General features: G+C 60.8%; 24 protein-coding genes. 11 read left to right on the top strand and 13 right to left on the bottom strand.

Annotation, left to right across the window (positions count from 1 at the left end):
- Positions 1-20: 20 nt before the first annotated feature.
- The 5 genes from FPL19_RS05305 to rpe form a co-directional block, all read right to left on the bottom strand.
- Positions 21-599 (bottom strand): aminodeoxychorismate/anthranilate synthase component II, encoded by a 579-nt coding sequence (locus tag FPL19_RS05305; RefSeq protein ID WP_150911300.1) that lies wholly within the window; start codon positions 597-599, stop codon positions 21-23.
- Positions 600-615: 16 nt separating this feature from the next.
- Positions 616-2,103: an anthranilate synthase component I gene (gene trpE, locus FPL19_RS05300; RefSeq protein WP_150911298.1), complete on the bottom strand. Its 1,488-nt coding sequence runs from the start codon at positions 2,101-2,103 to the stop codon at positions 616-618.
- Between the two features lie 77 nt (positions 2,104-2,180).
- Positions 2,181-2,303: a hypothetical protein gene (locus tag FPL19_RS17730; protein WP_263656784.1), complete on the bottom strand. Its 123-nt coding sequence runs from the start codon at positions 2,301-2,303 to the stop codon at positions 2,181-2,183.
- An 18-nt stretch (positions 2,304-2,321) separates the two neighbouring features.
- Complete coding sequence (locus FPL19_RS05295; protein ID WP_150911296.1) at positions 2,322-3,011, bottom strand: phosphoglycolate phosphatase; 690 nt, start codon at positions 3,009-3,011, stop codon at positions 2,322-2,324.
- Complete coding sequence (gene rpe / locus FPL19_RS05290) at positions 3,008-3,694, bottom strand: ribulose-phosphate 3-epimerase (RefSeq protein WP_150911294.1); 687 nt, start codon at positions 3,692-3,694, stop codon at positions 3,008-3,010. The genes FPL19_RS05295 and rpe overlap by 4 nt, the downstream gene beginning before the upstream one ends.
- 89 nt (positions 3,695-3,783) lie before the next feature.
- Between rpe and FPL19_RS05285 the strand changes: the two genes are divergently transcribed.
- A complete protein-coding gene (locus FPL19_RS05285) occupies positions 3,784-4,701 on the top strand; it encodes a DUF3530 family protein (RefSeq protein ID WP_150911292.1) in 918 nt (305 codons plus the stop codon).
- Here FPL19_RS05285 and FPL19_RS05280 read toward each other — a convergent pair.
- Genes FPL19_RS05280 through FPL19_RS05270 form a run of 3 tightly spaced genes read right to left on the bottom strand, consistent with a single transcriptional unit; the run spans position 4,698 to position 7,174 of the window.
- Positions 4,698-5,453: a DnaJ domain-containing protein gene (locus FPL19_RS05280; RefSeq protein ID WP_150911290.1), complete on the bottom strand. Its 756-nt coding sequence runs from the start codon at positions 5,451-5,453 to the stop codon at positions 4,698-4,700. The genes FPL19_RS05285 and FPL19_RS05280 overlap by 4 nt on opposite strands.
- 3 nt (positions 5,454-5,456) lie before the next feature.
- Complete coding sequence (gene murU, locus FPL19_RS05275) at positions 5,457-6,137, bottom strand: N-acetylmuramate alpha-1-phosphate uridylyltransferase MurU (protein ID WP_150911288.1); 681 nt, start codon at positions 6,135-6,137, stop codon at positions 5,457-5,459.
- Positions 6,134-7,174: an aminoglycoside phosphotransferase family protein gene (locus tag FPL19_RS05270; RefSeq protein WP_150911286.1), complete on the bottom strand. Its 1,041-nt coding sequence runs from the start codon at positions 7,172-7,174 to the stop codon at positions 6,134-6,136. Before FPL19_RS05270 ends, murU begins: the two co-directional genes overlap by 4 nt.
- A gap of 320 nt (positions 7,175-7,494) precedes the next feature.
- Here FPL19_RS05270 and FPL19_RS05265 point away from each other — a divergent pair, with 320 nt between their 5' ends.
- From FPL19_RS05265 to slmA, 9 genes are all read left to right on the top strand, one after another.
- Positions 7,495-9,780 (top strand): LPS-assembly protein LptD, encoded by a 2,286-nt coding sequence (locus FPL19_RS05265; RefSeq protein WP_225314376.1) that lies wholly within the window; start codon positions 7,495-7,497, stop codon positions 9,778-9,780.
- Between the two features lie 64 nt (positions 9,781-9,844).
- Complete coding sequence (locus tag FPL19_RS05260; RefSeq protein WP_150912406.1) at positions 9,845-11,161, top strand: peptidylprolyl isomerase; 1,317 nt, start codon at positions 9,845-9,847, stop codon at positions 11,159-11,161.
- Entirely contained in the window at positions 11,158-12,153 is a 996-nt protein-coding gene (gene pdxA / locus FPL19_RS05255; RefSeq protein WP_150911284.1) for a 4-hydroxythreonine-4-phosphate dehydrogenase PdxA, read from the top strand. Before FPL19_RS05260 ends, pdxA begins: the two co-directional genes overlap by 4 nt.
- Positions 12,154-12,185: 32 nt before the next feature.
- Positions 12,186-13,052: a 16S rRNA (adenine(1518)-N(6)/adenine(1519)-N(6))-dimethyltransferase RsmA gene (gene rsmA, locus FPL19_RS05250; protein WP_225314301.1), complete on the top strand. Its 867-nt coding sequence runs from the start codon at positions 12,186-12,188 to the stop codon at positions 13,050-13,052.
- The gene (locus tag FPL19_RS05245; RefSeq protein ID WP_150911280.1) at positions 13,045-13,848 is read left to right on the top strand and encodes a symmetrical bis(5'-nucleosyl)-tetraphosphatase; all 804 of its coding nucleotides are present in this window, start codon (positions 13,045-13,047) and stop codon (positions 13,846-13,848) included. Before rsmA ends, FPL19_RS05245 begins: the two co-directional genes overlap by 8 nt.
- A gap of 22 nt (positions 13,849-13,870) precedes the next feature.
- Entirely contained in the window at positions 13,871-14,254 is a 384-nt protein-coding gene (locus FPL19_RS05240) for a DUF423 domain-containing protein (protein WP_404802813.1), read from the top strand.
- A gap of 3 nt (positions 14,255-14,257) precedes the next feature.
- Complete coding sequence (gene thiS / locus FPL19_RS05235) at positions 14,258-14,458, top strand: sulfur carrier protein ThiS (RefSeq protein ID WP_150911278.1); 201 nt, start codon at positions 14,258-14,260, stop codon at positions 14,456-14,458.
- A 40-nt stretch (positions 14,459-14,498) separates the two neighbouring features.
- Complete coding sequence (locus tag FPL19_RS05230) at positions 14,499-15,308, top strand: thiazole synthase (protein WP_150911276.1); 810 nt, start codon at positions 14,499-14,501, stop codon at positions 15,306-15,308.
- 6 nt (positions 15,309-15,314) lie between these two features.
- Positions 15,315-15,902 (top strand): nucleoid occlusion factor SlmA, encoded by a 588-nt coding sequence (slmA, locus tag FPL19_RS05225; RefSeq protein ID WP_150911274.1) that lies wholly within the window; start codon positions 15,315-15,317, stop codon positions 15,900-15,902.
- A gap of 6 nt (positions 15,903-15,908) precedes the next feature.
- Here the strand turns inward: slmA and FPL19_RS05220 are convergent, their stop codons facing one another.
- Positions 15,909-16,724: an inositol monophosphatase family protein gene (locus FPL19_RS05220; protein WP_150911272.1), complete on the bottom strand. Its 816-nt coding sequence runs from the start codon at positions 16,722-16,724 to the stop codon at positions 15,909-15,911.
- Positions 16,724-18,019, bottom strand: a complete 1,296-nt coding sequence (locus FPL19_RS05215) for a pyridoxal phosphate-dependent aminotransferase (RefSeq protein ID WP_150911270.1) — start codon at positions 18,017-18,019, stop codon at positions 16,724-16,726. The genes FPL19_RS05220 and FPL19_RS05215 overlap by 1 nt, the downstream gene beginning before the upstream one ends.
- Positions 18,020-18,244: 225 nt before the next feature.
- Between FPL19_RS05215 and FPL19_RS05210 the strand changes: the two genes are divergently transcribed.
- Positions 18,245-18,913: a response regulator transcription factor gene (locus tag FPL19_RS05210; RefSeq protein WP_150911268.1), complete on the top strand. Its 669-nt coding sequence runs from the start codon at positions 18,245-18,247 to the stop codon at positions 18,911-18,913.
- Positions 18,914-18,921: 8 nt separating this feature from the next.
- Here FPL19_RS05210 and FPL19_RS05205 read toward each other — a convergent pair whose 3' ends face one another.
- The 3 genes from FPL19_RS05205 to FPL19_RS05195 all read right to left on the bottom strand — a co-directional run bounded on the left by FPL19_RS05205 (position 18,922) and on the right by FPL19_RS05195 (position 22,450).
- The gene (locus FPL19_RS05205) at positions 18,922-19,518 is read right to left on the bottom strand and encodes a hypothetical protein (RefSeq protein ID WP_150911266.1); all 597 of its coding nucleotides are present in this window, start codon (positions 19,516-19,518) and stop codon (positions 18,922-18,924) included.
- A gap of 28 nt (positions 19,519-19,546) precedes the next feature.
- Positions 19,547-21,271, bottom strand: a complete 1,725-nt coding sequence (locus FPL19_RS05200) for an ATP-binding response regulator (RefSeq protein ID WP_150911264.1) — start codon at positions 21,269-21,271, stop codon at positions 19,547-19,549.
- A gap of 87 nt (positions 21,272-21,358) precedes the next feature.
- On the bottom strand, positions 21,359-22,450 hold the full coding sequence (locus tag FPL19_RS05195; protein ID WP_150911262.1) for a lipase secretion chaperone: 1,092 nt from the start codon (positions 22,448-22,450) through the stop codon (positions 21,359-21,361).
- Positions 22,451-22,516: the final 66 nt, after the last annotated feature.

Genomic DNA, 22,516 nt, shown 5'->3' with positions numbered 1-22,516 from the left:
CCCGAGGCCAACAAACAAAACTAACCCCGGAGAAAGTTCCGAAGCAGCTCATGCCCCTGCTCAGTCATAATCGACTCAGGGTGGAACTGAACGCCTTCGATGGGCAGGGTCTTGTGTCGGACGCCCATGATTTCCTCTACCGAGCCGTCATCGTGGCGGGTCCAGGCGGTGACTTCCAGGCAATCCGGCAGTGACTCTTTTTCGATGACCAGGCTGTGATAGCGGGTTGCCTGAAGCGGATTGTTCAGGCCACGAAATACGCCCTGGTCCCGATGGAACACCGGCGACACCTTGCCGTGCATGACCCGCCCGGCGCGGATGACATTGCCGCCGAATACCTGGCCGATGGCCTGATGGCCCAGGCACACGCCCAGAATCGGAAGCTTGCCCGCGAAGTGTTCGATGGCTGCCATGGAAATGCCCGCCTCGTTGGGCGTGCAGGGGCCGGGCGAGATTACCAGGCGCTCCGGGTTCAGTTCTTCAATCTTCTCGATGGTGATTTCATCATTCCGGTACACCTGCACGTCCGCACCCAGCTCTGCCAGATACTGCACCACGTTGTAGGTGAAGGAATCGTAGTTATCGATCATCAGCAACATAATCTTGTCCTCCGCCTCAGTGGTCGAAATCGTTGTAGGTCATGGCTACCGCGCGGAAGATCGCGCGGCCCTTGTTCATGGTTTCTTTCCACTCGAGGCGGGGCACCGAATCGGCTACCACGCCGGCCCCTGCCTGGATGTGCAGGGTCTGGTCCTTGATCACGGCGGTGCGGATAGCAATGGCCGTGTCCATGTTGCCGTTGAACGACAGATAGCCTACGGCACCGCCGTAGACGCCGCGTTTTACCGGCTCCAGCTCGTCGATGATTTCCATGGCGCGGATCTTCGGCGCGCCGCTCAGCGTGCCTGCCGGCAGGGTGGCCCGCAGTACGTCCAGGCAGCTGGTGTTCTCTTTCAGACGGCCGGTGACGTTGGAGACAATGTGCATCACGTGGGAGTAGCGCTCCACGATCATCTTGTCGGTCAGCTTCACCGTGCCGGTTTCTGATACGCGGCCGGCGTCGTTGCGGCCCAGGTCGATCAGCATCAGGTGCTCGGCAATTTCCTTGGGGTCGGCCAGCAGTTCACTTTCCAGGGCCTTGTCTTCGGCATCGGTGGCGCCGCGTTTGCGGGTGCCGGCGATGGGGCGAACGGTGACTTCGTCATCTTCCACCCGCGCCAGGATTTCCGGTGACGAACCGACGATGTGGAAGTCGTCCAGATCCAGGAAATACATGTAGGGCGACGGATTCAGAACCCGCAACGAGCGATACAGGTTCAGCGGTGGTGCCTCGAACGGAATCGACATGCGCTGGGAAATCACCGTCTGCATCACGTCGCCGTCCAGCACGTATTCCTTGATCTTGCCCACGGCCGCTTCGAATTTGTCCTGGTTGAAGCCGGAGACGAAATCGCTCTCGTCGACGGTTTTACCGCTGAGATGAGCCGGCGTCTGGGGCGCATCGGAGGTCTGCCGGTGCAGCCGGGACTCCAGCTCGTCGATCCGCTTCTGGGCTTTCTCGTAAGCGCCGTCTTCATTCGGATCGGCGTGCACAATCAGGTGCAGTTTGCCCCGGAGGTTGTCGAACACCACGATTTCGTCCGACACCATCAACAGGATGTCCGCTGTGCCGATCTGGTCCGGCGGGCAGCTTGGCTTGAGCCGGGGCTCGATGTAGCGGACCGTGTCATAGCCGAAGTAGCCCACCAGGCCGCCATTGAATCTGGGCAGCTCTTCCAGGTCCGGGGCGTTGAAGCGGGTCTGGTAGTCCTCGATAAAGGCCAGCGGGTCATCGGCAGTGGCTTCTTCAACCACCTGTCCGGAGCGGGTGATGGTGATTTTTTCACCGTACACCTTCAACACTTCCACGCTGGGCAGGCCGATGATGGAGTATCGGCCCCATTTCTCGCCGCCCTGCACGGATTCAAACAGGTAGGAATAGGGGCCACTGGCCAGCTTGAGGTAGGTACTCAGCGGCGTATCCAGGTCGGCCAGAACTTCGCGGTAAACGGGGATGCGGTTATAGCCGGCCTGTGCAAGCTCGGCGAATTGCTCGGGTATCATGAGAGTAGTTCCTGACATCTGTTCTGCAATTTGGCACGGCAACGGTCATCGCTGTCATGTGCCATGAAAGGGCAAGCTCAAGCCGTGCGCCATCGCCACCAGCGAGTCGTGCGGCTGGTCAGTACGCTGCTATGCGCGCCGCGATCTGCAGTCAGATTCAGTCCCTGCATGGCAGGAATCTCCCGAATGAAAAGTTTCAAAATCAACGTCCTGTGAGATTACAAAAGCTGTGTCAGCGAATCAACCGTTGCGTCGGCCCTGAGTGCATCCGCCGGTGCTCCGAAATTATAGCCGTAGCGCACCGCCACGCATGGGATGCTGGCGGCCCGGGCGGCGCTGATGTCGGCCGCGGAATCGCCGATCATTACCGTGGTGCCGCGGGTGCCGCCCAGTGCTTCCATGGCGTGAATCAGTGGCGCCGGGTCGGGTTTCTTTACTGGCAGAGTGTCGCCACCCACGCAGATCTTGAAGTAGTGGTCGATGCCCATCTGTTTCATTAACGGCGCAACAAACTGCTCCGGCTTGTTGGTGACCACACCCAGGCGGCATCCGTATTCGGTCAGTCGCTGCAGGCAGGGTTCAACGCCTTCATAGAGTTTGGCGTGTTGCCCGTTGGCCTTTTCGTAGGCGTAAAAAAACAGTGACAGGGCGTCCTTGTAAAGGGCCTCGTCTTTTGCCGTGGCCGGTTCCCAGTCGGCTTTGCCTGCCAGTGCCCGGCGCACCAGTACGGAGGCACCGTTGCCAACCCAGTTGCGAACATTGTCAGGGCCGGCTTTGCGGCGTCCCAGTTGCTCCAGCATGGTGTCGACGGCTGCAGCCAGGTCCGGGGCACTGTCTACCAGCGTGCCGTCCAGATCAAACAGCGCCACCCCCGGCCACCGTGGGCTGAACAGCCCGGCAAGACTCATTGGCTGATGCTCTTGCGGGCCAACTCCAGTTCCGCGCGCATGGCATCGATGGTGGCCTTATAGTCGTCGGTCTTGAAGATGGCAGACCCGGCCACAAAGGTATCCGCGCCCGCTTCGGCGATCGCGCAGATGTTGTCGGTTTTCACGCCGCCGTCGATTTCCAGACGGATGTTGTAGTTGCTGGCGTCAATCCGTTTGCGGGCTTCCCGCAATTTGTCCAGGGTGCCGGGGATAAACGACTGGCCACCAAAACCCGGGTTCACGGACATCAGCAGGATCATGTCCAGCTTGTCCATGACATGGTCAATGTAGTGCAGGGATGTGGCGGGATTGAACACCAGCCCCGCCTTGCAGCCGCCGTCGCGGATCAGTTGCAGCGACCGGTCAATGTGATTGGACGCTTCCGGGTGAAAGGTGATGTAGGTTGCACCGGCGTCGATAAACATGCGGATCAGGTCGTCCACCGGTGACACCATCAGGTGCACGTCGATGGGGGCGGTGACGCCGTGCTTGCGCAGGGCCTCGCATACCATCGGGCCGATGGTCAGGTTGGGGACGTAGTGATTGTCCATGACATCGAAATGCACGATGTCGGCACCGGCGGCCAGAACGTTATCGACTTCTTCGCCGAGTCGGGCAAAATCGGCGGACAGAATGGAGGGGGCAATCTGGAACGGATTCATGAAGGCTCTCTATGCTCTCGGTACTCATGGGAAGCTGCTAGTCTAACAGTTTGCAGGCCATTTTTCGCACACCAATAAGAGAGACTCCGGTGAAGATATTGCTCGTCCCTGTCGCCGTGTTGATGATTGTGTCCAGTGTCGCGGCGGCCGAAAGGCCGATGGTTTCAACCGGCCTTGGGGCCGAAGCCATCGCCCGCAATCATCCGGATTCCGCGGTCTGGCTGACAGCCGAAGACCAGGAGCCCACCCTGGCGCTGTTCCAGCCGGAGCAGGAGCTGCCTGCCCGAGGCGCGCTGGTGATATTGGCAGACGAAGGTATATCCGCAGCCTCCGGAGTGGTGGATGCCCTGCGGGCGCCGCTGAGCCGGGCCGGCTGGGCGGTGATGACTCTGGGGTTGCCGGCACCGCCTTTCGCCGTTCAGGAGTGGTTGCGGCAACAGAACAATACCGTCCCGGGGGCTGGCACGGAACCGGCTGGTGAACCTGCCGATGCCCAGGGCGAGGAGACCGACCAGGAACAGGAACCGGAGGAAAAGTCGTCGGTGATGATCAATGTCATGGAGTCGGTGCCCCCGGACAAGGCCCTAGAGCAGTATCGGGAGAGGGTGATGGCGTCGCTTGACGCCGCCGTGGACGCCCTGCAGGAGCGGGAGTACAAGAGAATCGTGCTGGTCGGGGTTGGCCGGGCGGCGGGTCATGTTACCCGTCAGGTGAGGGCAGACGGCCGGGCATCGGATCTGATCTGGATCGCCCCCCGATTCTATACCGACGAATCCTCCGGTCTGACGGAGTTGCTGGCCTCGGCCAGGTCGCCCTCGATTCTTGAGCTTTACAGTACCTTCCCGGGCGATAAAACGCTGGACCGGGTCGCCCGCGAGCGGGAAGCGGCCATGGAACGCTCTGGTATCAGTGGGTACGAGCGACAGCCGGTGGCAATGGCCCGGCAGCCACAGGCAAGAGAGGCTCGCAAGTTGTCGAACCGTATTTCAGCCTGGCTGAAGCGCTAGTTCGGGTGGCGGCGGTCGACCAATTCCCAGGCCTGCTGATATCGCAGCAGCCGGTCCTTGGCCTGGGCCAGTTCGGCGGCGCTCAGGTTGCGCTGGGCCAGCTTGTCTGGATGGCACTCGGATACCCGTTTGCGATAGGCGCGTTTAACCTCCGCCCGTGAGTCCCGCCGGGTAACCCCCAGCAACTGCAGCGCCTGTTCATAGGTGGTGGGTTGGGCCTGGGTTTCCGGTTCGGTAATCCAGACTTTGCTGGCATAGCTGTCCAGAATGTCATCACTGATACCGATGGGCAGGCCCATCTGGTCAATGGCGTCCTCGCACCGGTATCGCCGCTTTTTGCCGGGGCGGCCGGAAAGCTGGGCAGCGTGGCACAGGCAGATGGCAACCCGCAGCGACGGTGAGGGCCATAGCCGGTGGGAGATCCGCAGCCGCAGGGCCCGGCCCCTGGGAATGGTGTCGGCCTTTTTACCTTGCTGGAACTGCCGTATGGCCTTGCGGCGCTGGCGCTGGGAGAGTCGAAGAGCCCGCATCAGGGTTTCGGCAAAGCCGATGTCTTTCTCGGTTACGCGCCCGTCGGCTTTGGCGATGTAGCCCAGAAAGAAAAACAGACTGCGGCGGCACCAACCCGGCAGCCGGGTGCGAACCATCAGTTCGCTGGCCTGGTGGCCGCAGGCAGACAGCTCACCCAGCAGGCTGGTGAATTCGGCTTCCATGCGACGAGGCAATGTGTTGTCCGGCGTTTTAGATGCCATGGTTCAGGCCTTTCCCCGTGCCAGAAGCGTATCCAGTTCCTTTAGCCGGTCCGGCGTTCCGATATCCATCCACTGGCCGGTATGGTGAATACCCCGCACCCGGCCCCTGGCAATGGCCTCATGAAGGATCGGCGCCAGTTTCAGCGGGCCCGCTTCCAGTCCGTCAAACAGTCGACGATGGAGCAGGCTGATGCCGGTGAACGTGAGTTTTTCGGCGCCGTCCTTAACCACGCGGCCCTGTTCATCCAGGCTGAAATCGCCCTGTGGGTTGTGCTCTGGATTGTCGGTGAGCACTAGCAATGCATCTGCACCTGCGGGCGGTGTCAGATTGCCAGGATCGAAGTCGCACCAGATATCGCCATTGATCACCGCAAACCAGTCGTCGCCGGATTCGGTGAGCAGGGGCAGGGCTTTGACGATTCCGCCCGCTGTTTCCAGCGGTTCGCCCTCGGCCGAGTAGGTAATGCGGACGCCGAATTCATTGCCATCGCCCAGCGCTTCCTCGATCTGTGTGCCCAGCCAGGCATGATTTATCACGAGCTCCCGGAAACCTGCACGCTGAAGATTTTCCAGATGGTGCACGATCAGCGGCTTGCCCCCGGCGCGGAGCATAGGTTTTGGCGTGGTCAGCGTCAGCGGCCGCATGCGTTCGCCTTTACCCGCCGCAAGAATCATGGCTTTCACAGGTGGCGGGTCTCCACGGAACCGATGGTTTCTTCAATGGCCGGCAGCACCCGGTCGGTCAGCCACTCGTGGAAGTGTCTCAGCGCCGGTTGCTGGCCACTGGCATGCACCAGGTAACAGACGGTGCGGGGAATGTCGCCAAGGTAGCCGGGCTTGCCATCGCGGATATCCAGCCGGGCGAAAATGCCAGCGGCCTTCAGGTGCCGTTGCATGCCCATCAGCTCGAACCATTGATGGAAGGTGTCCGGGTCTGCGTTGTGAACGCCGGCGCTGCGCGACTGCTGGCGGAACTCTTCCTGCCATTGTTGCACTCGGGCGGTTGGCCAGTTGATGTAGCAGTCTTTCAGCAGGGATACCAGATCGTAGGTCACCGGTCCGCAGACCGCATCCTGGAAATCAATCACGCCGGGGAGGTCGGTTCCCGGACGAACCAGCAGGTTGCGGGAGTGATAGTCCCGGTGAACGGTTACCGTGGGCTGGGCCAGCGCGCTTTCCCGCAAGAACGCAAAGGTGGTGTCCAGCAGCGCCCGCTCGCTGTTGTCCAGGGTCAGCCCCAACTTTTGCGTCAGCAGCCAGTCGGGGAAGAGCGCCATTTCCCGGTCAAGCAGCTGGGCGTCATAAGGCGGTAAAGGGTAGTCCGGGGCGGATGTGGCCTGCTGGATCGCCAGCAACTCGTCCAGTGCCCCTTTGTATAGCGCGTCGGCGTTGGCTTCAGTCAGTGCGCCCAGCATCAGGGTGTCGCCAAAATCCTCCAGCAGAAGCAGGCCCTGGTCCAGATCCTGGTTCAGTATTTCCGGCACCGCGACGCCCTGGGATCGCCAGTGCTTCGCAATAGCGACAAAGGGGCGGCAGTCTTCATGCTCTGGCGGTGCGTCCATCACTATAAACGGCTGCGCCTCGTTTCGACCCTCCGGCTTGCCGTGCACCCGGAAATACCGGCGAAAGCTGGCATCGCCGGAAACCGGCTGCGGATCGGCCATTTCAAAGCCGGGAAACTGTTTTACCCATTGGGTGAGGGTTTGCAGACGATTGTCCATGGGGCCGGAAAGATTCCTGAAGTAAGCGGGAAAATAACGTTGATGCCAGACATGTGGGCGTGATCGTCCAGATGCAAGGTTCAAAACTTAGCAGATCTGAAGCGGGAGGTTAAATCACAATTGCTGTCACCACCGCCGGCCCACTGTTTCCGTTAACAAGGCACCGGCCGCCGTGTAAACTAGGCCGCGTTAATCGCCTATCAGCACAGGATCTCCAGACCGTGTCAGCCCGACTGAAGCTGCACATTTTGCCCAGCCGATTGCAGCTGCCCCGGAAGGGCTGGTGTGCAGCACTGGCGGGCGGTGTCTGGTTGTTTACCGTGTCGCCGGCGCTGGCGCAAGAGCCACCAACCGCGGCAGAGATTGACTGGCGTCCCAGGGCCCAGTTGCCATCGGACGTGGCACAGCGTCTGCCATCTTTCTGCGCGGGTGGGTACCTGCCCTCGACGCCGGGCGACAACGCATCAGGCGCTGCTGGCTCGATGGAAAGCCAGCCGCTGACCGCCAGCGGCCTGGAAGCCCGCTACGAAATCGACTCCGAGCTATTCCTTGAAGGCGACGTGCGCATCCAGCAGGGCCCGTTCACCGTCACCGGTGCCCAGGCCCGCTACAGCCAGGCGTCGGGCGAGGTGGCGATTCAGGGCCCGCTCACCAGCCGTGGCGACGGTTTTCTGCTGACCGGCGATCGAGCCAGTTACAACGCCAACACTGGCTATCTGGATATCCGCTCGGCAACCTTCCTGCTGCATGGGGCCGAGATGCGGGGCGCTGCCGATGAACTGGTCAGAACCGCTGACAACATAGTGCGGGTTGAGCAGGGCGAGCTGACCACCTGTGCGCCGGGGCAGAACGACTGGTCCATCGTTGCCTCTGACATCAAGCTTGATCAGGGCGAGGGTGTGGGCACGGCGAAACATATGCGTCTGCGGGTAAAAGACGTTCCGGTGTTCTACTGGCCCTACCTCAGCTTTCCCATTGACGAGCGCCGCAAATCCGGTTTCCTGTATCCGGCCTTCGGGTCGTCCAGTGCCGGTAGCGGCGGTTTTCTTTCGGTACCCTACTATCTCAACCTGGGCCCCAACTACGACGCTACCGTCACCCCCCAGTTTATCAACGGCCGGGGGCTGTTCACCGAAATGGAAGGCCGCTACCTGAGCCAGTACGGGCAGTCCGAACTCCAGTTTGGCTACGCCGGTAACGACCAGGCGTACGCCGACAACGAGCCGGGCGCGGACGGCGAGCGCTGGGGCGTGGATTTCAGTACCCAGGCAACCTTCAATGAGTACTGGATCGGGTACGGGGATTATTCCGCCGTCAGCGACAATGATTACCTGAGCGACCTGAACCGCAGCCTGAGTATCAGTCAGGCCACCCACTTGCAGCGCCGGGGCGGCGTTCGTTACCTGGGCGAGAACCAGCAACTGGACGCCTACCTGAGCGGCTATCAAACCATCAGTGATTTCATTGCCGAAGCCGACCGGCCCTATTCCCAGTTGCCAAATATCCAGTACAGGGGTGTCGGTGATCTGGGGCCGGTGACCCTCGGGCTTGATAGCCAGTACACTTTCTTCTACCGCGACAACGACACCCTTACCGGTCTGGAACAGGCCAACGGGCACCGCCTGCGGGCCATCCCCGAACTGGCGTTGCCCCTGCGGTCTGTCTGGGGCTATGTGCGTCCGTCAGTGGCGGTGGACTACACCCGCTACAGTCTTGAGGACTACGGCCTCGGCGACGGTGACTTTGACCGTTCCGTGCCCGTGGCGGAATGGGATTCCGGGCTGTATTTTGACCGCCGCTCAACCCTGTTTGATGTGCCATACGCCCAAACCCTGGAACCGCGCCTTTACTACGCCTGGGCCGACGCCAAGGCGAACCAGTCGCGGATTCCGGATTTCGACACCGCCCTGCGCCCATTCAGTTTCGATGAACTTTTCCGCAGAAACCGCTTCTATGGTGGCGATCGGGTGGGGGATACCAACAAACTGGCGATGGCTGTGACCAGCCGGTTCTATGATCTGGTCACGGGGCTGGAACGGGCGAGCGTCAGCCTGGGCCAGGTGCAGTACTTCGAAGACCGCGAGGTTACGCTGGCCGGCGAGGGCGCATCTGACCGCAGCGATTCGCCGCTGGCGGGGGAAATGGTGCTGCGACCTATAGCCGGTCTGGAGATTCGCACTTCCGGCCTGTGGGATCCGGAAACCAGCAAAACCGAACAGAGCCGCAGTCAGCTGGTGTTTCACTCGGAGGAATACCGCTATCTGGCCAGTGTTGGCCACAGTTACCGCCGGAATGAATTCGAACAGACGGATATTGGCGGCGTTGTGCCTGTCACAGACCGTGTTAGTCTGATCGGCCGCTGGGCGTATGATTCCCAGCTCGACCGCACCGTAGGGTCGCTGGCAGGATTGGAATACAATAACTGCTGCTGGAGCGTACAGCTGGTTCATCAGAACTACCTGACTGACGAGCAACAACTTGAAAACCGGGTGCTTTTCCGGGTTGAACTGAAAGGCCTGGGTGGCAGCGGCGGATCGTCAGAGGAGATCTCCGAAGCCATCGTGGGCTTCGATGAACGAGAGCGCCGCCGCTTCGGCGAGCGTTGAGATGACAAGCAGATTCTTCCGGCTGGGCACTGATGTCCGCCGGGTTTTCCATACAGAGGTGATTATGAGGGCGAACCTTCGCCAATGCGCAAAGGCCATGGTGTTAATGATGGCTGTGATGATGTCGGTAGCGGTTCAGGCGGAGCGCAAGCTGCTGGATCAGGTAGTCGCGGTCGTCAACGAGTCCGTTATTCTGCAGTCCGAGCTTGATGCGCGCATCAACACCATCGTCGGTCGTCTGCGGGCCCAGGGTACCAGCCTGCCACCGCGATCGGTGCTGGAAGAGCGGGTTCTGGACCAGCTGATCACCGAATCCATCCAGCTTCAGCTGGCGGACCGGATCGGCATGAGAATCAGCGACAACGAGTTGAACGAAACCATTGCGTCGATCGCCCGAAGCAACAACATGACCCTGTCCCAGTTCGAGAACCAGCTGGCGCGTGAAGGTGTGAGCTATCAGGAAGCCCGCGAGCAGATTCGCAATGAGATGCTGACCAGCCGGGTGCAGCAGCGCCAGGTGGGCAGCCGTGTCCGCGTGACCGACCGGGAAGTGGATAATTACCTGGAGGCCACCTCGGGCCAGTCTCGAACCAACGCTGAGTACGAGCTGGCGCGGATTCTCGTGGAAGTGGAAAACCCCAACGATGAGCAGGAAGTGGCCGCCGCCCGTCAGGAAATTGAAGACCTGCGGCAGCAGATCCTGGACGGCCGTGACTTCCGCTCGGTGGCCGTTGCCGAATCCGATGCCAGCAACGCCCTGGAAGGCGGCAACATGGGCTGGCGCAGTGAAGGCCAGCTGCCGTCACTGGTCGCCGATGTGGTGCCGGAAATGGCGGTCGGTGAAGTGTCGCCGGTACTGGAAAACAGCAGTGGCTTCCATCTGGTGGCGGTGCTGGACAAACGTGGCGGCAACAGTGCCCAGATGGTGGAGCAGTCCCGGGTCCGTCATATCCTGGTCCGGACGGATGAAACCACCAGCGATCAGCAGGCCGAGGAACAGATCCGTGCAATTTACAAACGGCTTCAGGAAGGCGCGTCCTTTGCGGCTCTGGCCAAGGCCGAATCGGACGATCCGATTTCCGGCTCCGACGGCGGAAACCTGGGCTGGGTTGGCCCCGGCCAGATGGTGCCGCAGTTCGAGGATGCCATGATGAACGCCGAAGTGGGCGAGCTGAAAGGCCCGTTCCGTTCACAGTTTGGCTGGCACATTCTGCAGGTGCAGGAACGCAGACAGCTGGATGTCACCAATGATGTAAAACGGGCGGAGGCCCGCGAAGCTATCTATCGCCGCAAGTTCGATATTGAACTCCAGAACTGGCTGCGGGAAATTCGCGACGAAGCCTTCATAGAATTCAAGAACGACGATCCTGCCGCGTCATGACAACAACGGTGACCCTGGCACTGACCCCCGGCGAACCCGCCGGCATTGGTCCCGAGCTCTGCCTTCAGCTTGCCGCTGAGCAACGTTCTGCGGGACTGGTAGCGGTTGCCAGCAAACCCCTGTTGGAAGCGCGCAACCGTCTGCTCGGGCTGGGTATCACGCTGCAGGACTGGATGCCGGGTACCGCCGCCGAGACCGCGCCCGGAAAGCTTTCTGTCTACCATGTGGACGGCCTTGCAACCACCGAAGCCGGCAAGCTTGACCCGGCCAACAGCGCGTACGTCCTGGACACGCTGACCGTCGCGACCCGCGGCTGCATGGAGGGGCTGTTCGACGGAATGGTCACCGCACCGGTGCACAAGGGTGTTATCAACGACGCGGGCATCGAATTCAGTGGCCACACCGAATTTCTGCAGGCGATGTGCGGCGTTGAGCGCGTCGTAATGATGCTGGCCACGGATGAGCTCAGGGTTGCCCTGGTGACCACTCACTTACCCCTGAGTGAGGTGCCCCGGGCCATCACACCGGAACGCCTGACCCAGGTAACGCGCATCCTCAATCAGGACCTGAAACGGTTCTTCGGCGTGCAGCAGCCACGCATTCTGGTGGCCGGCCTGAATCCCCACGCCGGTGAAGGCGGCCATCTGGGGCGGGAAGAACTGGATATCATCGAGCCCACTCTGGAGTCGCTCCGCGGTGAGGGCATGACCCTGACCGGCCCGCTGCCCGCCGATACCCTGTTTACGCCCCACTGGTTGGACAACGCCGATGTCGCCCTGGCGATGTACCACGACCAGGGATTGCCGGTACTGAAGTTCCAGGGCTTCGGCCGGGCAGTGAACATCACGTTGGGGTTGCCGATTGTCAGAACCTCGGTGGATCACGGTACAGCACTGGATCTGGCCGGCACCGGCCGCGCCGATGTGGGCAGCCTGAGGCAGGCCGTCCGGGTCGGCGAGCATATGACCCGATGTCAGAAGGGTCTGAATTAAAGCGTGTTCCATTCAAAACAAGCGAGCAGTGTGTGAGCAATAAACCCGGCCGCCCTCAATCAGGCCACAAAGCCAGAAAACGATTTGGCCAGAACTTTCTGCACGATCCCGGCGTGATCGAGCGCATTATCCGCGCCATCAATCCGAAGCCGGACGATGCCCTTGTGGAAATCGGCCCGGGCCTCGGGGCGTTGACCGAAGAAATGCTGGCGGTGAATGGCCGGCTTCAGGTGGTCGAGCTGGATAGGGATCTGATTCCCGTGCTGCGCACCAAGTTTTTCAATTACCCGGATTTCCGCATCCACGAAGCCGACGCACTGAAGTTCGATTTTGGCCAGCTGGTGGAGAACGGGCAGCGAATCCGCATCATCGGCAATCTGCCCTACAATATATCCACGCCGCTGATTTTCCATCTGCTGGGGCACTCCGGTGTGGTTGAAGACATGCACTTTATGCTTCAGAAAGAAGTGGTGCAGCGGCTGGCAGCCGTACCAGGCGACAACAACTACGGCAGGCTGGGTATCATGGCCCAATACTTCTGCCGCGTGCAGCCCCTGTTCGAGGTGGGGCCCGGCGCGTTCAAGCCGGCGCCAAAGGTGGATTCCGCCATTGTGCGGATGGTACCCCACGAAACCCTGCCGCATCCTGCGAAGGATTACCGTCTGCTTCAGGCGGTGGTGCGCACGGCGTTCAGTGCCCGGCGCAAAACCCTGCGTAAGGGCCTGGCCGGCATGGTGAGCGTTGAGCAGCTGAACAGCGTAGGTATCAACGACGGATTGCGCCCTGAAAATCTGGCGCTGGCGGATTACGTCGCCATTGCCGATCTCCTGGCCGAACAGGCCGGAGGTGCAAGGCCAGATGCCGGTGCAGTGGGCGATCAAGAGGTAAGTAATGACTGACTATGCGATCGGAGACATCCAGGGCTGTTACGACCGGCTGATGGATGTGCTTTCCAAGGTGGATTTTTCACCCTCGCGGGACCGGCTCTGGGTGGCCGGAGATCTGATCAACCGGGGGCCGTCCTCGCTGGACTCCCTGCGTTACGTCGAAAGCCTGGGCGACTCCGCCGTGGTGGTGCTGGGCAACCATGATCTGCACCTGCTTGCGGTTGCCATGGGCGGCCACGCGCTCAAGAACAAGGACACCCTGAAAGAGATTCTGGAAGCGCCGGACCACCACCATCTGTTGAATTGGCTCTGCCAGCAGAACCTGCTGGTCCAGGACAAGGACCGCAATTTCGTGATGGTTCATGCCGGCCTGCCTCATGTCTGGAGCGCTGATCAGGCGGCGGGTTACGCCCGCGAGGTGGAAGCAGTGTTGAAGGGCCCGAACGCTGCCGATTACTTTGCCGGTATGTACGGCAATAATCCTGCCCGCTGGGATGACAATCTACAGGGGATGGAGCGATTACGGGCGATTACCAACTACCTCACCCGAATGCGGTTTATTGCCGAAGACGGCACCCTGGAATTTGCCGCCAAGGAATCCGCGGAAGACGCCCCGGACGGCTTTGCCCCCTGGTTCCGATACCAGCGCCCGGACGACGTGCGGATTATTTTCGGCCACTGGGCTGCGCTGGGAGGTAACACCGAAAACGAACGTTTTATCGGATTGGACACCGGCTGTGTCTGGGGCGGCCAACTGACCATGATGAACCTGGACACCGGAGAGAAAATTCACTGTGACTGCTCCTGACAAACCTGTTCCCGGGCAGATCCTGCTTCGCTGGCCTCTGGTTGTTGGCGGCCTGCTGGCGCTCACTGCGGTGATGGCCGGCGCTTTTGGTGCCCACGGGTTACGCGGAGTGGTCAGCGCGCGGGGGCTTGAAGTTTTCCAGACTGCCGTCACCTATCAAATGTACCACTCGCTTGGGCTCATTCTGCTTGCACTGCTGTCCGGTGCAGGATTGAGCGTCAGACTGCTGTCGGTTGGCGCCGGTTTTTTTGCCGCCGGCATCGTATTGTTCAGCGGCAGTCTCTACCTGCTGGTGCTGACACCGATGAGTTGGCCGGGACCGGTCACCCCGATCGGCGGCGTTTGTTTCATGGTGGGCTGGGTGCTGATGGTTGTGGCAGGTAAGGGTAGTAAAAGGCAGGTATAGAAAATGCAGATTCAGGTAAACGGCCAGTCCATGGAATTCGGCGACGGCGCAACGGTCTCGGACCTGATCCAGCGGATGGAACTGGAAGGCAGACGGCTGGCGGTAGAGGTCAACGAGGACATTGTACCCCGCAGCGAACATCCCCGATTCAGCCTCAGCGATGGCGACCGGGTAGAGGTCGTCCACGCAATTGGTGGCGGGTGATCGTCAGACCCGCTTATTCAACGAATTTCAAGGTATCAGCATGAGTGAATACTCCGAAAGACCGCTTCCCGAAGACCGGCCGCTGGAGATAGCGGGCCGCGTTTATCAGTCACGGCTTCTGGTCGGCACCGGCAAGTATCGTGACCTGGCAGAAACCGGCCACGCCATTGAAGCCAGTGGCGCCGAAATCGTCACCTTTGCGGTGCGCAGAACCAACCTGGGCCAGAATCCGGACGAGCCGAGCCTCCTGGATGTGGTATCGCCAGCAAACTACACCATGCTGCCCAACACCGCCGGCTGCTACACCGCGAAAGACGCCATCCGCACCTGCAAGCTGGCCCGGGAACTGCTCGACGGCCATAACCTGGTGAAGCTGGAAGTGCTGGGGGAAGAGAAAACCCTCTATCCCAACATGACCGAAACCCTGGTCGCGGCCGAGGCGCTGATCAAGGACGGGTTCGAGGTGATGGTGTACTGTTCCGATGACCCGCTGCTGGCCAAGCGCCTGGAAGAGATGGGCTGCATTGCCATCATGCCGTTGGGCGCGCCGATTGGCTCCGGCCTGGGCATCCAGAACCGCTACAACATCCGGCTGATTGTCGAGAATGCGAATGTGCCGGTGCTGGTGGATGCCGGTGTAGGCACCGCATCCGACGCGACGCTGGCCATGGAGCTGGGTTGCGACGGCGTGCTGATGAATACCGCCATTGCCCAGGCCCGTGACCCGATCCGTATGGCCAGGGCCATGCGCCTGGCGATTGAATCCGGCCGTGACGCCTACCTTGCCGGGCGGATGCCCAAGAAACTCTACGCCAGCGCGTCGTCACCGCTTGATGGGACCTTTTTCTAAAACCCTATGAGCAACCAGCCCCCAAGTCGTCGTGATGCCATCCTGCAATGCCTGCTGGAAATGCTGGAGCAGGACCCGGGTGCCCGCATAACCACCGCCGGCCTGGCGCGCTCCGTGGGCGTCACCGAGGCGGCGCTCTACCGGCATTTTCCCAGCAAGCGGAAAATGTTCGAAGCGTTGGTGGAGTTTGCCGAAGACGCGGTGTTCACCCGCTGCCAGACCATTCTGCAGGAACAGGACGACGCCCAGGTAAGGCTCAGGCAACTGGTGCATCTGGTATTGATCTTCGCCGAGCGCAATCCGGGCCTGTGCACGGTATTGACCGGCGACGCCCTGATGGGTGAAAACGACGCCTTGCGCGGCCGGGCGTCGCAGTTTTTCGAACGGCTGGAAACCCAGATACGCCAGATCATCAAGGAAGGGGAACTCCGCCAGGGGCTGAAGTTCAATACCAGCGCCATTCGTGGCGCCGACTGGGTGATGGTGTTTCTGGAGGGGCGGATTCAGCGGTTTATCCGCTCCGCCTTCGCCCGCAAGCCCTCTGCCGATTTTGAAGAGTGCTGGCCGTCGGTGGCCCAGGGCGTCTGGGCCTGATCCGACCTACTTGTAGCCTGAGGCCTTGCGCAGAATCTGTCGCACCGGCTCCCATATCTCGGGCGCAGAAATCAGAATATCCCGTCCCCACAGATCCGCCGGCATGCCTTCCGGCACCTCGCTGAAATGCCCGGCGGTCGCGCCGGCCTCAAGGGCAATCAGCCTTGCCGCGGCAAAGTCCCAGGGGCTAACGTTTTCGTAGTAGATATCCAGCCGCCCGCAGGCCACCCAGCATATATCCAGGGCCGCCGAGCCGATGCGCCGTAAATCCCGGCACCGGTGAATCATGGCATTCAGCCGGTTCACCAACGGTTCCAGCGCGTCCTTGGTGTAGGGAAAGCCGGTGGCAAAGAGTGATTGCCTCGGGTCCGTGGCGCCGCTGTGGCTAATAAACCCGCCGTTCAGAGTGGCACCCTGGCCGAGAACGGCCCGGAAAGTTTCCTTTGAAAAGGGCGCGTGAACTACCCCCACCTGAACCCGCCCTTTTTCCGCATAGGCAATGGACACCGCCACCTGCGGGTGGCCGTAGGCGTAGTTCACCGTGCCGTCGATGGGATCGATGATCCACAGCGGTGTATCCAGTTGCTCCGCCTGCTCCAGGTCGGGCATGGTCTCTTCCGACATAATGCGGTGGTCCGGGAACTGCTCGCGTATAGCGCCGGTGATCATTTCATCGGCCATGACGTCGGCATGGGTGACCAGCTCGGTCTGCTGTTTGTAGTCGGTTCGCAGGGTATTCTGCTCGCGCTCCTTACGAACCAGTTCTCCTGCCCGGCGCGCCAGGTCTTCGGCGAATTCGGCAATCCGGTTGATGTCCGGCATTAAAGCTCCTCCAGCCAGGCGGCGATTTTATCCATGGCGGTCACCAGCCGGGGGCAGGCCTGGTCCACGAAGTGTTCGTCCAGTTCCGTATCGGCGTACTGGCCGCCGGCCAATTCCAGGGCCTGGGCGCCGTCGAAATCCACAAAGGCCAGGCGCGCCGCGAGATGGTCCGGCACGAAGCCAAAATCGCTGGCCGGCAGTATCGCCACACCGGTCTTTTCCAGCAGGGACTGGCACAGGGCCTGGCTGGTTTTGATGTCCCGCCGCGCCAGTGCTTCCCGGAAGCCGGAAAAGTCCGGAAACAGGTAGAAGGCGCCTTCCGGTTTCTGAACCACCGCACCCATGGCCGACAGCCGCTTATGCAGGTACTCGCCCACCACCTTGAGAACCCGGCGGGACTGTTTCAGATACTCGTCCAGATCCGGGCCGCCGTCGAACGCCGCAATGGCGGCGTGTTGTATCGGGGCGCTGGTGGCGGTGTAGGTTTCACTGGCAATAATGGCCATGGCGTCCTGAAGCGGGCGCAGCTCCGGCGGAAAAATAAAGGTGCCCAGGCGCCATCCGCCCGCGCCGGCCCACTTGCTCAGGCCGGTGCTGACAATCGTGCCCTCGGGGTAATAACGGGCGATGGACTTGTGTTTGCCTTCGAAGTGCACCTCGCCGTAGATCTCGTCCGACAGCAGAATGATCTTGTACTTGCGGGCCACATGGGCAATCGCCAGCAACTGGTCTTCCGTGTAGGTGCAGCCGGTGGGGTTGGACGGGTAGTTCAGAATCAGAATGCGCGGGCGCGAGGGGTCGTCCCGGCAAACGATGTCCAGCTCCTCAGCGGTCAGCTGCCAGTTGTTCTCGGCGTGGGTCGGCAGCCAGTGTACCGAGCGGCCGATTATCCGGGCCTGGGGCGCGTAGGATACCCAGCTTGGCCGGGGAATCAGCAGGTCGCCGTAGTAGGCCAGCTGCAGCATGAACAGCAGCTCTTTCGACCCGGGGCCGATCAGCACGTCTTCCCAGGTCGAGCGCATGCGCTCACTGCGGTTAACGTAGTTCGAGATAGCCTCGCGCAGAGTTTTCAGACCCTTGACCGGCAGGTAGTCCTTTTCGTGGGCATGGTCCCGCAAAGCCGCAACCACTCGCTCGGGCACCGGGAACGGTGACTGGCCAAGGCCCAGCTTGATGATGTCCCGGCCTTCGGCTCTGAGCTGGTTACTGGTCTCGTTAATGCGCAGGGTAGCTGAAGGCTGGATGCCCCGCACGTTGAGGTTGATGGCATAACGGTGATCGTTCTGAATATCCATTGTCCTTGTTGTCGCCCTGAATTGCCTGGAAATGAAGGTTCTCAATTCTGAAATTCTAGATGTTAAACGGACATCGGGTATCAGGGTTTACCGGCGGTGTGCAGGTCTGCCCGAATAACGGACCTGCGTCACAGAATTGTTAACCAGCCAACGTTCCGACTGGATTTTGCCCCGTATAGTTAATGGTACCGCAGTAACAACAACAGAGAACGTGCGGAGCAAGCGATGGATACCGGAATGCCTGGTGAGGCGACTGCTGCCTCACCGTCATCCGGGTGCAGTGATCTTCTGCCCCGGATACTCATTGTTGATGATCATCCATTTTTTCTGTTTGGCCTGACCGCCATTCTGGAAGAAGAGTCGCTGGCCGGTTCCGTGTCCTGTGTGGGCACTATAGCCGAGGCGGTCAGTGACCTGCAGAAATCGCCGGAAACCTCACTGGTGCTGCTGGATCTCGGCCTGCAGGGCGAGGCCGGCCTTTCCCTGTTTGCCGAGCTGGAAAGGCTGGGCATGCCCGTGCCGGTGGTGGTGATTTCCAGCCGCGAAGACGAAACCTCCGTGCGGGCGGCAAAGTCGGCCGGTGCGGTGGGCTTCTTCCCGAAATCAGCCGACCGCCGAACCCTGATCACAATGATCCAGCGGGTCAGCCAGGGAGAGCTGTTCTACCCATCCTTGCAGCAGCCCCCGATCCAGGCTGATGGCCTCACACCGAGACAACTTGAGGTCCTGACCCTGCTGGCCCAGGGTTTGCCCAACAAACGTATCTGTCAGACGCTGAATCTCACCGAACACACGGTTAAAACCCACCTCAAGGCGATTTTTGCTCATCTCGGCGTGCACAACCGCACCGAGTGCGTGTCTGAAGCCCGGGCGCTGGGTTTGATCTCGGGTTAAGCGCCCGGTCAGAGCAGGCCCAGCTGCAGTTCGACCTGGTAACCGCCGTCCCCTCGCGTGACAACGGTTCGATTGTTGCCGCTCACCTGCATGCCCTTTTGCTCGGCAATAACATACAGCTCTTTCCAGGCGCTGCTGTTATCGACGCCGGCCTTGCGGATGACGGAAAGGCATTTAAATTCGGATTTAATGTCCTGCTCGAATCTTGGCACCATCTGGCCAGAGCCAGTCACCGGATAGCCCACGCCAATAGTCACTTCCCCGCTGGTCTGCTTGCGCCAGTCGGGAAGGAAAAGCGTCAGCGGACCCACAATGTCCAGCTTGGCTTTTTTGACGGCGGCGATGGCCACCTTTTCTGCCAGCGGCCCGGTTTGGGCGCCTATGTCGTCAGCCGGAAGATCGTATTCGCCGGTAAAGTAGGTCGCCCGCGGCACCGTCGTGACCTGAACCGGTGAACCCTCCAGTGTGCCGACCTGCCGGGCCTGCGAGTCCTGATTGCTGGCGGAGGTGGCGCATCCGGCCAGGCCCACCATGAGTAGAAGCGGCAGGGCAAGCCTGAGGATCCGGTGGGTGATGCTCGGTGTCTGCGGAGTTTTGTTTGTCATGGAATTCCTTACGTCAGGTAATGGATAACTAGCGGCGCATCAACTGCTGAAGCGCGGCCCGCAGCCGCATGGGCTGCAGTGGTTTGTGGAGGGTCCAAAGCCTTCGCGATGGATTGTAACCCTCCGCCATGGAGGTGTCAGCGGTCACCATAACGCCGCCACTGATAGCCTGGCGCTGGCTGAGGGTAGCAAAGAGCTGGTCCCCCGGTTCCCCCGGCAGGTGTAGATCGGTCACCAGAATGGCGTTGGACAGGCCTTCGCTATGTTCAAGCGCCTGCTCGGCATTGGCAAAGGCATGCACGTCATAGCCCCAGCCGCTGAGAATCCGCTGCATCCAGTGCCGTGATTCGTCGTGATCCTCGACCACCAGAAGACCCTGATGTGGACTGTCTGGAGAGAAAGAGAGGGTGTTTTCAGTCACCTGGTGGGGCTGGCAGGCGGGCAGTGCAACCCGGAAACAGGCACCGTTGTCGGTATCGGAATCCAGCGTACAGGTGCCATCCATCAATTCGGCAAGCTCCCGCACAATCGCCAGTCCCAGGCCCAGTCCGGGGTCGTCCGATCGGCAGGTGCGGAAAAACGGGTCGAAGATTCTGGCACGGGTGGCCTGATCAATGCCGCGCCCGTTGTCACTGACGGTGAACGCCAGTTGCCCGTCGGCTGAACCAACGCTGATTTCAATCCGGCTGGCGGCACTGTGGTCCAGCGCATTGAACACCAGATTCTGCAGGATGCGATGCAGCAGCTGTGGGTCTGCCATGACCGCTTTGCCGTCACTGACATCCCGGAAAACCATCTCGACGCCCAGATTGTTCGCCCTTTCCCCGCAGGTTTGCTGCAACTGCTCAAGCACTCGGGCGGGCGTCAGAGGTTCGGTTTCCGGCTTCACCATACCCTCCTGCAGGCGGGAAATATCCAGTACCGATGCCAGCAGGCCGTTGAAGTGGGCCACGGAGGTTTTCAGGCGGTCCACCAGCGCTGACTGTTCCGCCGGCAGGGAATCGGCTCGGAGGTTCTCAAGAATCAGGCTGATGATGTTCAGCGGTTGGCGCAGATCGTGGCTGGCGACGGTAATCAGGCTGGTCTTGCGTTCGCTTTCCTTTTCCGCCTGGCTTCGCAGCGCCTCCAGCATCTGCCGGTCCAGAAAATGGGCGCGCTGGCGGTGTTCGCTGAGCCAGCTACCCACCATGCCGATGATGTTCGCGGTCATGATAAAAAAACCGTTAATGGCCAGCTCATTCAGCGGCATGCCGGTCACATATTCCATGGCCAGATAGGTCAGCACCAGAATCAGCGAGAGGGTGGAAACCAGCCGGAAGGGTATGCCCATGGCAAAGTAGCCGAACATCAGCATCAGCAGGATGCCCTCGTAGGGCAGCGGGAACTCCGCCAGACGGGCAATGCCGATGATGGCGATCACGCTCAGGCCGCCGACCAGGTAGGCCAAACCGTAGAACCGAAGAAAAACACCGGGTCTGAGGGGCTGCCAGGAGAGCCACCACACCAGTGAAATGGTGGGGCAGGTGATCAGAAGTCGGATGAAAACGGTCTGGCGGGCCAGGCTGTCTGGCAACATTGCCCAGTCCAGCAGGGAGTACACCAGGAAAAGCACCAGCGCACTGGCGGACACAGGCCGTGCCCGCTCGCGAATACCCTGATCGCGGATATCCCGGTACCGGGACTCCAGCGCCGGCTGGAATCGCAGCCGGCGAAAGCCCACGGCCTGCTGGTGCCGCAATTGTTCAATGGTCATCTGTTTTTTTGCCCGGAAGGGTTATTGTTTTCAGCAGTCTAACCTTACGGGGCCCCGGAACGGTAAACCGATTGTCCGTTGCGTGGATCAGGGCGAATTTCCATCCAGGGATTTGAGTCTTGCCCAGGTGCGGGCCTGCTCGCTATCGAAGTGTTGCTTCAGGAGCTGGCTCTGCTGGCTCTCGAAATCCCCCTGGCTGATGCCGGCATTTTCCAGGCTGGCCAGTGCCTGCTGGTATTGCTGGAACCGGGCGTCGAACTGTTCGCGCTCTTGCAGGTAGCCGACAACCTCTGCCGCCTGCTCCGGCGCCACGCCAAGCGCCTGAAGACGTTGTCCGGCTTCACTGGGCGAGCTGGCCTCGGCAATGGCGGCCTGACGTAGCCGGCTCTTTTCCGCCTCGCGGATCATGCCGTTCTCGGTTTTGCGCAGGGGTTCGGGAAGCTGCTCGCGATGCCAGTCCATCAGGGTCTGTTTGCTCTGGGCGGACAGGTCCTCCCGCTGCTGGATTTCAATGCGGGCCAGGGTGTATTCGCCATAGGCTTCCTGCAGCCCGAAAAAGGCGTCGTGGGTTGCCGGGTCGAAGGCGTTGCGGCGAATCTGCTTGAGGTCCGACAGCGCCGTTTTAAGCATCTGTAGCTGATAGTCCGGGTCCTGCTGGCGGGAAGGGTCCAGCCCCTGGCGCCCCAGTTCCACGGCCTGCTGTTTGTAGTCCAGGTACTGGTCAAGAATGGCCATGGCCTGGTCGGCGGCCGCCGCCGGCAGGTTGTTGCGGGCCAGGGCTTCGATTTCTGCCAGGGCCGTCTCAGGTGACACTTCCCCAACGGTATTCAGGAAGTAATCAAAAAAGTCTTTGGTGGATAGATCCACAATCAGGTTGCCGTTCGCGTCTGCCTTCAGGCTGCCGTCAATGTCTGTGCCCGCCAGTGACGAGGCGAAAGGTTTGTCTCCGAGAGAGGTCGGCGTCTGGTAGGCAATGCTGTTTGCTGGCGCAGTAATGGGCTTGGGCGAGGTATCCGCTTTTGTGGTAACGGGAGCGGAGTCCGTCGCGGGCGCCTGGGAACTGGTCACGGGTGCGGGCGGGGTGTCTTCGGTCATTACCCACACGGTGGCAGCGACCAGGGGGATCAGTGCAATCAGTGGAAAAATGGCGCGTTTCAGCGCGGTTGGCTGTTCAGGCATAGGAGGCACCGTCTACTTCATCGGTCAGATCCATGAACCGGAGGTCACCGGGCCCGTCAGGGGCGC

It is taken from the genome of Marinobacter halotolerans, assembly GCF_008795985.1.
Lineage (GTDB): Bacteria > Pseudomonadota > Gammaproteobacteria > Pseudomonadales > Oleiphilaceae > Marinobacter > Marinobacter halotolerans.
The sequence above is the reverse complement of the archived record's forward strand: the minus strand, read 5'-3'. Positions and strand labels throughout refer to the sequence as shown.

What these genes read in the sequence shown, in the direction of transcription:
- FPL19_RS05220 (WP_150911272.1), bottom strand. Translation starts at nt 16,724, where the DNA reads ATGCCGGACATCAACCGGATTGCCGAATTCGCCGAAGACCTGGCGCGC.
- slmA (WP_150911274.1), top strand. Translation starts at nt 15,315, where the DNA reads ATGAGCAACCAGCCCCCAAGTCGTCGTGATGCCATCCTGCAATGCCTG.
- FPL19_RS05270 (WP_150911286.1), bottom strand. Translation starts at nt 7,174, where the DNA reads ATGGACAATCGTCTGCAAACCCTCACCCAATGGGTAAAACAGTTTCCC.
- FPL19_RS05215 (WP_150911270.1), bottom strand. Translation starts at nt 18,019, where the DNA reads ATGGATATTCAGAACGATCACCGTTATGCCATCAACCTCAACGTGCGG.
- trpE (WP_150911298.1), bottom strand. Translation starts at nt 2,103, where the DNA reads ATGATACCCGAGCAATTCGCCGAGCTTGCACAGGCCGGCTATAACCGC.
- FPL19_RS05295 (WP_150911296.1), bottom strand. Translation starts at nt 3,011, where the DNA reads ATGAGTCTTGCCGGGCTGTTCAGCCCACGGTGGCCGGGGGTGGCGCTG.
- thiS (WP_150911278.1), top strand. Translation starts at nt 14,258, where the DNA reads ATGCAGATTCAGGTAAACGGCCAGTCCATGGAATTCGGCGACGGCGCA.
- FPL19_RS05195 (WP_150911262.1), bottom strand. Translation starts at nt 22,450, where the DNA reads ATGCCTGAACAGCCAACCGCGCTGAAACGCGCCATTTTTCCACTGATT.
- FPL19_RS05230 (WP_150911276.1), top strand. Translation starts at nt 14,499, where the DNA reads ATGAGTGAATACTCCGAAAGACCGCTTCCCGAAGACCGGCCGCTGGAG.
- pdxA (WP_150911284.1), top strand. Translation starts at nt 11,158, where the DNA reads ATGACAACAACGGTGACCCTGGCACTGACCCCCGGCGAACCCGCCGGC.
- FPL19_RS05260 (WP_150912406.1), top strand. Translation starts at nt 9,845, where the DNA reads ATGAGGGCGAACCTTCGCCAATGCGCAAAGGCCATGGTGTTAATGATG.
- FPL19_RS05245 (WP_150911280.1), top strand. Translation starts at nt 13,045, where the DNA reads ATGACTGACTATGCGATCGGAGACATCCAGGGCTGTTACGACCGGCTG.
- FPL19_RS05210 (WP_150911268.1), top strand. Translation starts at nt 18,245, where the DNA reads ATGGATACCGGAATGCCTGGTGAGGCGACTGCTGCCTCACCGTCATCC.
- FPL19_RS05205 (WP_150911266.1), bottom strand. Translation starts at nt 19,518, where the DNA reads ATGACAAACAAAACTCCGCAGACACCGAGCATCACCCACCGGATCCTC.
- FPL19_RS05200 (WP_150911264.1), bottom strand. Translation starts at nt 21,271, where the DNA reads ATGACCATTGAACAATTGCGGCACCAGCAGGCCGTGGGCTTTCGCCGG.
- rpe (WP_150911294.1), bottom strand. Translation starts at nt 3,694, where the DNA reads ATGAATCCGTTCCAGATTGCCCCCTCCATTCTGTCCGCCGATTTTGCC.
- FPL19_RS05305 (WP_150911300.1), bottom strand. Translation starts at nt 599, where the DNA reads ATGTTGCTGATGATCGATAACTACGATTCCTTCACCTACAACGTGGTG.
- FPL19_RS05280 (WP_150911290.1), bottom strand. Translation starts at nt 5,453, where the DNA reads ATGGCATCTAAAACGCCGGACAACACATTGCCTCGTCGCATGGAAGCC.